Source organism: Bremerella alba (assembly GCF_013618625.1).
Classification (GTDB): Bacteria; Planctomycetota; Planctomycetia; order Pirellulales; family Pirellulaceae; genus Bremerella; species Bremerella alba.
In genome coordinates this window covers 132,239-145,183 of record NZ_JABRWO010000014.1, presented here as the reverse complement: position 1 = coordinate 145,183, position 12,945 = coordinate 132,239, and the positions used below count along the sequence as shown (strand labels likewise).

At 52.4% G+C, this 12,945-nt stretch carries 9 protein-coding genes; 5 read left to right on the top strand and 4 right to left on the bottom strand.

The window, feature by feature from the left end; genetic code table 11:
• The first annotated feature begins 41 nt into the window (after positions 1–41).
• The 5 genes from HOV93_RS22200 (at position 42) to HOV93_RS22180 (ending at position 8,535) form a co-directional block, all read left to right on the top strand.
• Positions 42–3,863, top strand: coding sequence for a hydantoinase B/oxoprolinase family protein (locus HOV93_RS22200; protein WP_207398744.1), 3,822 nt, complete (start codon positions 42–44; stop codon positions 3,861–3,863).
• A 784-nt stretch (positions 3,864–4,647) separates the two neighbouring features.
• A complete protein-coding gene (locus HOV93_RS22195) occupies positions 4,648–5,673 on the top strand; it encodes an NAD(P)-dependent alcohol dehydrogenase (RefSeq protein WP_207398743.1) in 1,026 nt (341 codons plus the stop codon).
• A 255-nt stretch (positions 5,674–5,928) separates the two neighbouring features.
• Entirely contained in the window at positions 5,929–6,423 is a 495-nt protein-coding gene (purE, locus tag HOV93_RS22190) for a 5-(carboxyamino)imidazole ribonucleotide mutase (protein ID WP_207398742.1), read from the top strand.
• The gene (locus tag HOV93_RS22185; RefSeq protein ID WP_207398741.1) at positions 6,420–7,556 is read left to right on the top strand and encodes a 5-(carboxyamino)imidazole ribonucleotide synthase; all 1,137 of its coding nucleotides are present in this window, start codon (positions 6,420–6,422) and stop codon (positions 7,554–7,556) included. Before purE ends, HOV93_RS22185 begins: the two co-directional genes overlap by 4 nt.
• Positions 7,557–7,695: 139 nt before the next feature.
• A complete protein-coding gene (locus HOV93_RS22180) occupies positions 7,696–8,535 on the top strand; it encodes a hypothetical protein (RefSeq protein WP_207398740.1) in 840 nt (279 codons plus the stop codon).
• A 26-nt stretch (positions 8,536–8,561) separates the two neighbouring features.
• Here HOV93_RS22180 and HOV93_RS22175 read toward each other — a convergent pair whose 3' ends face one another.
• The 4 genes from HOV93_RS22175 to HOV93_RS22160 form a co-directional block, all read right to left on the bottom strand.
• Positions 8,562–9,488, bottom strand: coding sequence for a TIM barrel protein (locus tag HOV93_RS22175; protein ID WP_235990793.1), 927 nt, complete (start codon positions 9,486–9,488; stop codon positions 8,562–8,564).
• Between the two features lie 34 nt (positions 9,489–9,522).
• The gene (gene dcd, locus HOV93_RS22170; protein WP_207398739.1) at positions 9,523–10,095 is read right to left on the bottom strand and encodes a dCTP deaminase; all 573 of its coding nucleotides are present in this window, start codon (positions 10,093–10,095) and stop codon (positions 9,523–9,525) included.
• A gap of 187 nt (positions 10,096–10,282) precedes the next feature.
• The gene (nth, locus tag HOV93_RS22165) at positions 10,283–10,921 is read right to left on the bottom strand and encodes an endonuclease III (protein ID WP_235990792.1); all 639 of its coding nucleotides are present in this window, start codon (positions 10,919–10,921) and stop codon (positions 10,283–10,285) included.
• A 110-nt stretch (positions 10,922–11,031) separates the two neighbouring features.
• On the bottom strand, positions 11,032–12,897 hold the full coding sequence (locus HOV93_RS22160; protein ID WP_207398737.1) for a DUF4129 domain-containing protein: 1,866 nt from the start codon (positions 12,895–12,897) through the stop codon (positions 11,032–11,034).
• Positions 12,898–12,945 lie beyond the last annotated feature (48 nt).

Below are 12,945 nucleotides of genomic sequence, written 5' to 3'. Positions count from 1 at the left end.
CTGACAACTCCTTGATCTTCTTAGCCAATTGCGACTGACACATGCGACCTGAGTTCTGGATTGATGTCGGAGGAACGTTCACGGATTGCCTGCTCCGTGTTCCTGGTCAATCTCCCCGCCGCAAGAAGGTTCTTAGTTCTGGCAAAATGCAAGGAACCATCGGCAAGGGAAGCACGCCGAACATTATTAATGACCCGATACGGTGCAACGATCCACCCGACGTCTGGCGCGGCTATCAACTCGAGTTATTCGACCACCAAGGAAGTCGGATCGAATCGCAAATAGTTTCCGCGTTTGATACCGCTAGCGGCCAGATGACGCTCGCAAGTCCGCTGACCGAGATGCCACGACCGGGAAACGTTTATCAGCTATCGGGGAATGAAGAAGCACCTCTGCTATCGATACGTTATTTACTCGGCCTGTCTCTGACCGATGCGATTCCCTCGGTAAACGTGCGTCTGGGAACAACGCGAGGAACGAATGCCTTACTGACGCGAACCGGCGCCAAAGTCGGCTTGGTGGTCACTCAAGGATTCGCTGACATCCTCGAGATCGCTTCACAAAACCGTCCACAACTTTTCAATTTGGATATTAAGAAGCCAAGCTCACTTGTATCGCAAATAGTCGAAGCTCAAGAACGGATCGATGCTGGGGGAACGACTCTCACACCGCTCTATGAAGCCGACCTCAAACACAAACTGAGCAATCTATACAATACTGGGGTTCGCTGTCTGGCGATCTGTTTTCTGCATGCTTATCGCGAACCCAAGCACGAACTCGCTGCGAAGGCAATCGCCGCCGATATTGGATTTACGGATATCAGTGTTTCCCACTTAGTCGCTCCTCTGATCAAAATTGTTTCGCGTGGCGACACCACGGTTGTCGATGCCTACCTCAATCCAGTTCTACGAGCCTACATCCAGCAAATTCAATCGAAGCTAGGCACGGGAAGCCGTCTTCGTCTGTTAACTTCTGCTGGAAGTTTAGTCGCTGCAGCGTCTTTTTCTGGGAAGGACAGCATCCTTTCGGGACCTGCTGGCGGCGTCGTAGGGTTTGCTGCCGCCGCTAAATCAGCTGGATTCCACAAAGCGATCGGCTTTGACATGGGTGGCACTAGCACCGATGTCTCTCGTTTCGACGGCACCTACGAACGCCAATTTGAAACCGAAAAGGCAGGCGTGAGGATCGTCGCACCGATGATGGCCATCGAAACGGTTGCCGCCGGCGGAGGCTCGATCTGTGCCTACGATGGTGTGAAATTGGTGGTTGGCCCAGCGAGTGCAGGTGCCGACCCTGGCCCCGCTTGTTATGGCAGAGGTGGTCCTTTAACCGTTACGGATATCAACTTTGCCCTTGGCAAGCTAAAAGCAGCCCGGTTACCATTTCCGCTCGACGCCGAAGCGGTCGAACGCCGGTTGGCGGAAGTCTGCCACCAAGTTGAATCGGTGAGCGGCCAAAAACTGACACCGCTAGAGTTAGCCGCCGGTTTCCTTAAGATCGCCAATGCCAATATTGCCGAAGCGATTCGCACTATATCCGTTGCCAAAGGCTACGATCCGCGATCGTATCTGCTTGTTCCCTTTGGTGGAGCCGCCGGCCAACATGCGTGCTCGGTAGCCGAGATTCTCGGTGCCAGGCAACTCTTGTTTCACCCTAGTGCCGGTATCCTCAGCGCGGTGGGAATTGGCGCAGCCGATACATCTCGGTTTGCAACCAAGTCTTTTTACTTGGCCTTAAAAGAAGCGTTACCGGAACTGCGAATCGCACTCGAAGAATTGAAACACTCAGCTACGACCCAGCTACTTGAAGAAGACGTCGACCGACATTCGATTACCTACCAGAATCAGATCGAATTGAGATATCAAGGTCTTGAAGCTTCGCTAACGATCGAAGCAGAACCCTTCGCTTCCTTAGAGCAGAGGTATCACGAGGAACATCAACGGCGTTATGGCTATCAACGCACGATGCAACGGATCGAAGTCGTGGCAGTTCGAGTCGAAGCGATTAGCCATGGCTCAACCGTTTCCCCGCCTAGCGAGTCGGCTGAGCCATACGTACCCAATGCTGTCCAGACTGTCCCTCTGTTCTTTCAAGGAGCATTCGTTGACACCCAAGTCTTCGACCGCGATCAACTACGACCAGGAGCAACCATTGCCGGGCCTGCGCTGATCGCCGAGTCACTAGCAACTACCGTCATCGACCCAGGCTGGGAAGCAGAAATGCTAAGCGGAGGTGAACTGCTGGCGAGGCGATCGGATGAACCGATTCAGACCCAACTTCATAGCACTATGAAGTCGCTTGACAGCCCAGACCCTATCCTGCTGGAGATCCTGAACAATCAATTCGCGGCCATTGCCGAGCAAATGGGCGTTGCCCTCCAAAACACATCGGTCAGTGTGAACGTTAAAGAACGTCTCGACTTTAGCTGTGCGTTGTTCACTTCTACAGGCGACTTGATTGCGAATGCTCCTCATATACCGGTTCACTTAGGTGCGATGTCCGAGACCGTCAAAGCGACTATCGATCACCACCCCAATATGAAAAGTGGAGACGTTTTCGTCACGAACGACCCATACCATGGTGGTTCCCATTTGCCCGATGTCACAGTAATTACACCGATGTTCATAAGTGACTCGGACACATTGCCAACATTCTTCGCCGCCAGCAGGGCTCATCACGCCGAGATTGGTGGCATTGCAGCTGGATCGATGCCATCAGGGTCGACAAACTTGGCGGAAGAAGGCGTCTTGATCGAAAACATTCGTCTAATCGAAGCCGGGAATCCACACTGGGAAGAGCTGGAACGTATTCTCACGGGAGGCCCTTTTCCTTCTCGCAATGTTCCCGATAACCTGGCTGATATCGCCGCTCAAATCGCCGCGAATCATCACGGCATTGAGGACCTCAGGCGGATGGTTGAGGAAAACTCCTTACAGACCGTGGTGGCTTACGCCAAACACATTCAGACGGCTGCATCCCGCAAGACACGTGCGGCGCTCGCGAAGATTCCCTCTGGGTGCTACAAGTTTGTCGACCACCTAGACGATGGCTCCCCTCTGTGCGTAGCAATCGACCTGCAAGGAGAAACTGCCACGATCGACTTCACTGGCACCGGACCAGTGCTGCCTGGCAATCTTAATGCGAATCGAGCGATCGTAACAGCCGCTGTGATGTACTGCTTACGATGCCTACTCGACGAGGACATCCCCTTGAATCAAGGCGTGCTCGAGCCTGTAGCAATCACTCTTCCCGAGTGCTTCCTTAATCCGCCGAAGCGAGAGTCTCCGGAAAAATGTGCCGCCGTCGCTGGCGGCAATGTCGAGACATCGCAGCGTATTGTCGACGTCCTCTTGGGTGCTCTCGGCATGGCAGCCGCCAGCCAAGGAACAATGAACAACTTGACCTTAGGCGATGCGACATTCGGTTACTATGAAACGATCTGTGGGGGATCTGGAGCTACCAATAATGCCCCTGGTGCCTCAGCCGTTCATACCCACATGACCAATACACGGCTAACCGATGCCGAAGTCTTCGAGCTACGCTTTCCGGCGCGAATTCGTCGATTTGCCATACGACGAGGATCAGGCGGTTCCGGTCATAATGATGGCGGTGATGGAATCATTCGCGAGATTGAATTCTTACGTCCGCTCGATATTTCATTACTCACTCAGCGTCGTGGACCGTATGCGCCGTATGGGATGAATGGGGGACAGCCAGGTCAGTGTGGTGAGAATTCAATTCGTCGTAACAACGAGCCTGAAAAACGCTTGCCCAACACGATCAGTCTCTCATTAGATGCCGGAGATGTCCTTATCTTGAAAACTCCTGGTGGAGGCGGCTTCGGGAATCCCAACACCGAATAACTAGCTTATGTCTACTCTTTAACTGACTTACACAATGTCCTGGTCATCATTCGTTCAAGATGGTCAGGCGTTTGCCACTTCATGTTAAGGGTAAACAAATGCCTTTATTCGTGCGGACGCCTGGATTTGATTCAAAACCAGCTCTTAATTTGATGGGACAGGAAATCGGGACATTGGCAATCCCCTTTCTTTTTGACTCCTCTACTAGTCAGGCCGTCAATCTGGCATTGGCATGCAATATGCACTCCATACCTTGTTCTTTGCTAGTAAAGGAGTCTGCCATGACTACAACATCCACTAAATTTTCCATCACGGACTTGCCGCGTCTGGGCGAGGCAACACAAGTTATCGACCTCCCTCGAATGCATGTGCTCAAGTCAAAACGGAGGCCCGGTATCTCCCACTTAAAGAGGCAGAGCATTTAGGCACTCATGCCTCTGCCGGCGAGGTATTGATTTTCTGTGTCATTGGCAAAATCGACGCAAAGGTTCATGACCATCACCACCTACTTGAACCTAACCAGCTCTTACATGTTCCTGCGGGTTCCCCGTTCCGACTCGAAGCACAGATCGATAGTGCCATTTTGATTACTTCGTTAGCTCCAAGAGCAAGCTTAAAGAACGAGAAACCTATCAATCGCCAGCTTCCTGTTAATCGAGATGATGAGGTCCAAGAAGCACTGGAAGAAACCTTTCCAGCCAGCGATCCCCCGAGTTATAACTCGACGATTACATAATGCCCAAAGTTATCTCGGGGAACATCAATATCAGCTAGGAGAATTTAAATGGCCACAGTCGAAGCAAATCCTGAAGTTCATACCGACTTGATGCAGGCCGTTGTCCTTGAGCAATATGGCAGTGAAGACAACCTAAAGCTGGAAAGTGTCCCACGTCCCAAGATCACGGCAGATCAGGTTCTCATCCGCGTTCATGCAGCCAGCATCAATCCAATCGACTGGAAGATTCGCCAAGGCATGCTGAAATGGATCCTTCCAGAACAACTTCCAGCGATCCTCGGTTTTGATGTCGCAGGCGAAATCACGGAAGTTGGCTACAGTGCCCAGCAGCAAGGCTGGAAAGTCGGTGACCAAGTGATGGCGTTCTCCGACAATAATCTGGGCGGCGGCTATGCCGAATACATAGCTGTTGACTCGAAAGTTATTATCGCCAAGCCCGAGCAATTTTCCTTTGAGGAAGCCGCTGGTATTCCCTTAGCGGCGACCACTGCGTGGAAAGCATTGGTAAAGCTTGGAAAACTTCACGCCGGTGACGACGTTCTGATCAACGGTGCCTCAGGTGGGGTCGGATCGTTCGCGGTTCAGATCGCGAAAGCCCTTGGCGCTAATGTGACTGCTGTTTGCAGTTCAGACAACCATGAGCTGGTTCATGAACTGGGTTCAGATAAAGCTATCGACTACCACGCAACCCAATTTACGCGAATTGGCCGAACATTTGACATAGTTTTCGACGCCGTCAGTAAGTCATCGTTCCACGAGTGCAGACGAATCCTGAAACCGACGGGACATTACATTGCGACCCTGCCATCGGTGGAAAGTGTCGGGATGACGATGATTTCAAAATTTCAAAAGCAATCTTGCCATGTTGTGCTGGCTCGACCCGACGGAGAGATCTTGAAGTCGTTAGCTTCATTGGCAAACGAGGGAAAATTACGAACGGTCTTAGATACCGTTTTTCCGCTCAACGAGATTGCTGCAGCACACCTGAAAAGCGAAGAGGGGCATGTTGTCGGCAAAATCGTATTACATGTGACTAAAGAAATGCCAAACGAGCAATCGCAGCACGAGCAGTAGAACATCCGATATTCTCCCCCCTTGGCAGCGAAGACCTCCCCTGGGTCTTTGCTGCTTTTTTATGCGCGGAACTTCAAATTCGCGACCCGCAATCCTTGCCTCTTTTCTAGAAATGCCGCAAGGTGTATCGAAAATTGCCCATTTGTCGTGCTATATCCCGGTGCGAGAAGTTGCGTTTCGGGTTAACATTTGTCCTTTGGAGCATCGCGGCGTTTCGTAGATGCTTAGCCGACACCGACGATGGAGAGTGCAGGAATGTCCCAAACAAACCAGCCGCTGGTTGGCGTGATCATGGGCAGCAAGTCCGATTGGGAAACAATGCGGAATGCCTGTGAAATTTTGGAATCGTTTGAGGTCCCATACGAAAAACGGGTCGTCTCAGCGCACCGGACCCCTGCGTGGATGAACGAGTATGCTACGACGGCACAAGGTCGTGGAATCAAAATCATTATCGCCGGAGCGGGCGGGGCCGCTCACCTGCCTGGTATGGTCGCATCACAAACGACACTTCCAGTCTTGGGCGTCCCTGTTAAAAGCCGTGCTCTTAGCGGTCTCGACTCACTGCTTTCGATCGTACAAATGCCAGGCGGCGTTCCTGTTGGCACTCTAGCGATTGGTGACGCCGGTGCAAAAAACGCCGGTCTCTTCGCTGTCAGAATTTTGGCATCTACCGATTCCGATCTCCACCAGCGACTCGCCAAATTCCAGGAAGAACAAACGCAGAAGGTTTTAGAGGATTCCCAACTGTGACAAAGACCATACTTCCCGGCGGAACACTCGGTGTCCTCGGAAGCGGACAATTGGGCCGAATGTTCGCCATCGCGGCACGTCGCATGGGCTACCGCGTTCACGTTCTATCTCCTGAAACCGATACACCAACGGGCCAAGTTGCCGATCTTGAGATCACCGCCAGCTATGACGACCTGACGCAAGTGGCACGCTTTGCCGAGCAAGTCGATGTCGTCACCTTCGAGTTCGAAAACGTTCCCTTGGCAACGGTCGACGTTGTGAGCCAGAAGGTGCCGGTAAGACCTGCCGGTCGTGTTCTCCATACGACTCAGCATCGACTTCGTGAGAAGACGTTTCTAAGAGATCACGGTTTTCCAGTCGCCAATTTCCACGCCATTCGTGAAGCCAAAGACCTCGACGCGGTCCCTGACCAGCTACTACCCGGCGTGCTGAAGACGGCAGCCTGGGGCTATGACGGCAAAGGACAAGTCAAAGTTGCCAATCGTGAAGAGCTGAATACCGCGTGGAAAGACGAGTTGAAACAGGAAGCCATTCTGGAACAATTGGTCGACTTTGATAAAGAGTTTTCCGTTGTCGCGGCCCGTGGAATAGATGGACAGGTCGAGTGCTATACGCCAATCGAGAATGTCCACATGAACCACGTACTGGATGTTTCCGTCTCACCAGGTCGACTTTCCGAGAAAGCGACGGCAGAAGCGATGGAGATCGCCAGGGCAGTTCTTACAGAGCTAGATGTTGTGGGCGTTCTGTGCGTCGAATTCTTTCTCGCTCCCGGAGATTCGCTGTTAATCAACGAACTCGCCCCGCGACCACATAACTCGGGTCACCTGACGATCGATGCACACATTACCTGCCAGTTCGAACAGCAAGTTCGCGCGATCTGTGGCCTACCACTGGGCTCCACAAGACAATTGCGACCTGCTGCGATGATTAATCTACTAGGAGACGTTTGGGAGACCGGAACGCCCGATTGGAAGGCGGCCTTTTCCGAGCTAGACCTCAAGCTACATCTATACGGCAAGCACGAACCCCGCATCGGTCGGAAGATGGGGCACATGACCGTGACGGCGGAGACGGTCGACGCCGCCGTCGAATCAGCTTACTTGGCGAAAGCCCGCCTATTGGGCCAGTGATAGCTTCTCTATTCTGCGATGAACTCGCATCTTAGCAGCCATCCGCTATAGAGGGGATTCAGACTGAATTCAACTGCTGAGGCGGCCGAAGATTGTACTTAGATACAATCGACAAACTTCGGCCTTTCGAGACTTTGTGATGCGCATCGAAACTCAGCCCTCGTCTACGCTAACCCGCCAGCAACAACAGGACGCCGCCGGGGAGCAACTGCAAAACCTATTCAACGAAATCCTTACGGCCGCCAAGCAGCCTGGCTATGCTTCCGCTGAAAAGTACCAATCCGACAATTCGATCCCAGAGGACATTCAGCAAGACTGGAACGATTGGTTCTCCGTCGCCAATACCGGCAACTATCCAAGCAAAGTCGATGCCCAGGCCCTTCCTGGCGACTATGGCACCCTGCTGGTTCGCACCTACACCGAAGGCGGCTATGCTGATCCGCAGGGTTTTCTACAGAACCTCACCGAAGATGAATTAGCCACCGTGCAACACGTGCACCGCTTGGCCGAACCGATCGATGTGGACTCTCTAACGCCTGAGGCCGCTCTCAATTTGTTGATCCCGCGGCCAGCACAGGTTGACCTGAATTACGACGGTTTAACCCAGGTCGGCCAAGGCTACACGATTCGCTTCCCCGATAGCCGTACTCCGGAAGCCGTTGTGAATGCCTGGAACGAAACTACCACTGATATGGATCCCATGGAAAAGAGCTTCTACGAACTGCAGATGAAGCTTCCCACGCTACTGGCCAACTTTGAAATAGATGATCAGGGACGTTACGTGGGCCACACCGAGCCGGGCGACCCCAACTGGGTCAATCCTCAGGCCGATTCCAACTACTCGTACACAGACCTAACCGAGCAAATGCTCGATTACTTGGACTACTTCCAACACCAGATCCCCCAGGATCAGTACGAACAGCAGCGGTCGTTCTACTCAACATTCCAGCAAAGCTTGCAAGAGCACGGGGCTCGCTAACGAGCCCCAATCACTTTTGCCAAATCTTAGACGTCGCACAGTGCGACACCATGCCGCAGCGAGGCAAGCTTGTCATCCCAAGTCGGAATGTATTCCTGAACGACGTAGCCATCGTAGTCCGACTCGGCAACGGCTTTGATGATGGCCGCATAATTCATCTCTTGCGTTTCATCCAGTTCGCAGCGGCCTGGATTTCCTGCCGTGTGAATGTGTCCGATATACGGCAGGCTTTGGTGAAAACGCCGAATGACATCACCATTCATGACTTGCACGTGGTAGAAATCGTACAGGAGTTTCATCTTGGGCGAATCGACCTGCTTGATCATGTCCAGGCAATGATCGACATCGTCTCCGAAATACCCGGGGTGCCCCTTCATCGGGTGCGAGTCATCGCGACTGTTAAGATGTTCGAGAACTAGCTGAACGTTGTTTTCTTCAGCATAGGGGATCACCGACTTCCAGAACTTGACGCAGTTCTCGGTTCCTTGCTCGAAGCCAATGCCCTTTTCGCTCATTCCCGTAAACGTGATAACGCTAGGGCAGTTCCACTTCACAGCGGTGTCGATCGCTTCCTTGAGTTTCTCGGTACACATCTCATGGTTGTCGGGATTGACGGGACCCTCCATAAAGCCATGCCCCGAACACAGCGATACCTTCAGGCCGTGCTCTTTCATCAGCGGATACCATTTGGGATCGAGCCCTTCCATCGCCACGAGCCCCATCTTCGCGCAAGCGGGAATCAGAGTTTCCATCGGCATCGGATTGAAACACCAAGCCATCACCGACTGATTAACGTTTTTACCGTTCGCCTTGAAATCTTCCGAGGGAACTTTGGTATCAGCGGAAGGCTCGGCGGCACGCGCGGTTGTGGCCATGGCCAAGCCCGCCATTGAGGTGCCAACAGCTGTTTTAATGAGACTACGACGCGATAGGTGGAAATTTCGTTGAGTCATGGCAGTAAGATCCCGCATTCAATTTTGAGGTGTCTTATGGGTTATCAAAGGGAAAGGCCATCTGCGATTCGTCGGGGGGCTGGGCCTCGGGATTCAATTCCTTGAATAGCAGACTAGGTTGAATTCCTTGATTGTTCTGATATTTATCACTGACGTATTCAGTGATGTCACCAGTAATCTCGTGGTAGAAGATCTGGCAGATGGGAACATTCCGATAAATCCGAATCGGCTGGACCGCGAACATCTCTAAGGTCCAAAATCCCTTGAACCCGACATCACCGAAACCAGCGGTCACATGCACAAACAGCCCAAGTCGGCCGATAGAACTACGCCCCTCAATCATTGGGACATAACCGTGTGTTTCCGTCATCTCATTGGTTCGTGCCAAATAAAGCTGGTTCGGATTAAGCACGTACCCTTCTTCAGGTATCGTAATTCGCCGAACCCGATGAGGCTGACGCATATCGAGGATCAACTCCTCGTATGTCATCAATTCTTCGTTGAGAGTCAGGTTGTAACTATTGGGATTTAAACGACTTTCGTCATAAGGCTCGATAAAGATCTTACTGCCGAGATGTTTCCGAATCTCGTTACCGGAAAGAATCATGGATGGGCCTTGAGTTGTCCACAACGGTAGTCATGAGCCGTCGCAGGCGAAAATTCGTAGATGAAGCCGAAGTGCTGATTATAGAGGGATCTCGGGAAATTAAAACGGACTTCTTTCCTAGGGAAGCGAAACCGTTGCCAGTCCAACCATTTCATGTCGCTTCGACGGAGCCCTACCTTCGGCTTATTCAGTCAACTCCGATTTGCGGACAGAACTTCAGAAAATTGCACGCTTCGCACTTGGGCTTCCTCGCTGCGCAGACAGCTCGACCATGATGGATCAAGCGATGCGAGAAGTCGATCCACTCATTCTTGGGAACTACCTCCATCAACTCGCGTTCGATTTTGACCGCGTCAGCTTTGTCTGCCAGTCCCATCCGCTTGGTCAGCCGACCGACGTGTGTGTCGACCACAATCCCCGAAGGAATTCCGTATGCGGTTCCCAACACGACGTTGGCCGTTTTGCGTCCTACGCCTGGCAAGGCAACCAAAGCGTCTAAATCTTGAGGCACCTCACCATCGAACTCATCGGCCAATGCACGGGATGCGGCGTGGATGTTTTTGGCCTTATTACGAAAGAACCCAGTCGTCTTAACTAGGCTCTCTAAAGTCTTGACCGAGGCCCGTGACATTGAATCGGCGTCAGGATATTTCGCGAACAAATCTTTCGTCACGATGTTAACTCGCACATCGGTACACTGGGCCGAGAGAATTGTGGCGATTAATAATTGAAAGGGGGTCTCGTAATTTAACGCACATTCAGCGCCGGCGTAGTCCTTCTTCAACTGCCGGACAACCCGGCGAGCCTGGACTTTACGCTGTTTCAAGTCTTCGATCATTCGGAGGGTAGTTTTCAGTGTGAAGTGTTCAGTTTTCAGCAAAGGGGAAGAGACCCCGACAGAAGGCACGGAAAAGGCCAGTCGTGGTTACATCTCACCTAACTTCTTAGGCGTTCCCACAATTTTCGCAGAATTTCGAGCGTTTCCCTAGGGGCCTTTCCGCTTCCGTAAGCCACCTGGCCGTACAACTCGGCCGTTGGTCGAACTGTACTCGCTAGATCGCCGTGCTTCTTTTCAAGCATCGTCGCGAATTCTCCTGGCGTTTGCTCTTCCCGACGCTGACTCCCCTGCTCTGCGGCCCATGCTTCCAACGCGGCAAATGAATATCGAACCCACTCTTCCAGCGGTTTACCTTTCCAAGTGGGGTCCTGGAATGGATTACGAAATGCCGAGAATGCAAGACGCGGTTTCGTTACCGGCTTGTCAGTTGCCTCTTCCTTAGACCCATTGTCTTTCTTGCCACCCAAGAGACTCGCCCAAAAGTCGTTCCAAGCTTTGACAATATCATCCCAGAACTTCCAAACAAAAAAAGCGATCAGGCCTATGACCACCGCGTAGACCAGCACTTTCAACCAATCCCCCAGCGAAGACAGCGGGTTAGAAAAGGGGCCCCCAGTCGGTTCAGGTGGCGGTTGCGCCGACTGCTCTTGCGATGACTCCTCCGATGTCCCCTCTTCTGATTCGTTTGGCTTTGCCTTTTCCTGGGGTTGCCCTTGCTGTGATTGGTCTGACTTGTCGGAAGTTTGATCGCCTTGCTCTTGTTCTTGCGTGCTCGACTGATCAGAAGACTTCTCCTGCGGCTCCGACTTTTGGTTGTCTTGACTCTGGCTTTTGTCATCCGTCTCTGAGTTTTCGTTTTGCTGCTGACCTTTTTCTTGAGACTCGCCAGACTTCGTCTTCTTCGCGTCGGGATCGGTCTTGTCGCTGGGATCTTTTCCGTCTTTTCGTGATTCGTTCGACTTTTGCGAGTTCTCGTCGGTCCGCTCTTGATTGTCGGTTGTCTGCGATCGTTCTTGGCGTTTGTCGTTGGTGCCGTCTTTGTTCACGGCAACCTGCGAGGCCTTGCGTTCTTGTTCATCTTGGTAGAAGGGCAACTGGGCCAATTCGTATTCGGCGTTGGGCCTGGGTAGAATTGACACGACGATCAACACAAAAGCGACAACGCCAAAGCCAACACCCAGCCATGTTCCCGTCATACTTAGCGGCATCATCAGACCTCGCGACTGCAGATAACGGCGAAGCCCCAGAAAGCTTGTGGTCACCAACAGGCACAAAGCGGCAAATACGTACGCGACGAGCAGCGTAAAGAGATGCCACTTCTTTTCTTCCACCTGACTGCCAGCAAATGCTTGTCCAAAGCCAAAAATGGGAAGCGCCGCCAACGAGAAGTAGACAACCCATGCCCCAGGAGCAAATTTTGTATTGGTGGGATTTACCCAAGCATCGAGCTTTGCCAGAAGCGATTTTGGCGTTTGCCGCTCATCTTCGGTTCGCCCAGTTACGCCCTGCTCTTCTTCGACTGGCGGAGTGACCTCCTGAGAAGAGTCCGCTTCCGTTTCATCTCGACGAATCCACTGCATGAGTCCCTTCTTAGACGCGTCGACGGAGCCTGCCATCACGGTGCAGTCGTATACCAAGCGGGTACTCAGCCACCATACAAGCCCTAGCAGTACAGCCGTCAAGACAACCGCCTCAGGGACAAACCGCATTACCGCGGCGAGGACGCAGACGCCAAGAATTCCGCCGAGAATAGTAGCCCGTGCTCCACCTTCTTCAATCCCGACACGAGCATTCGCAACGATCCCCATTACAAACATGCACATGATGAAATTCAGTCGCCAGGCATGGGGGCCGTCGTAGAAGATCCCGACCGAAAACAGCACGAAACTGCCCACCAAGACCATGATTAACGCCGGGGCAACGGCGATAATGGCATAGTCGAGTTCGGTAAGTCGAGGTCGCATAGGAATTCAGTTTTCAGTTTAGGGTGTTCAGTTTTCAATACAGGAGCA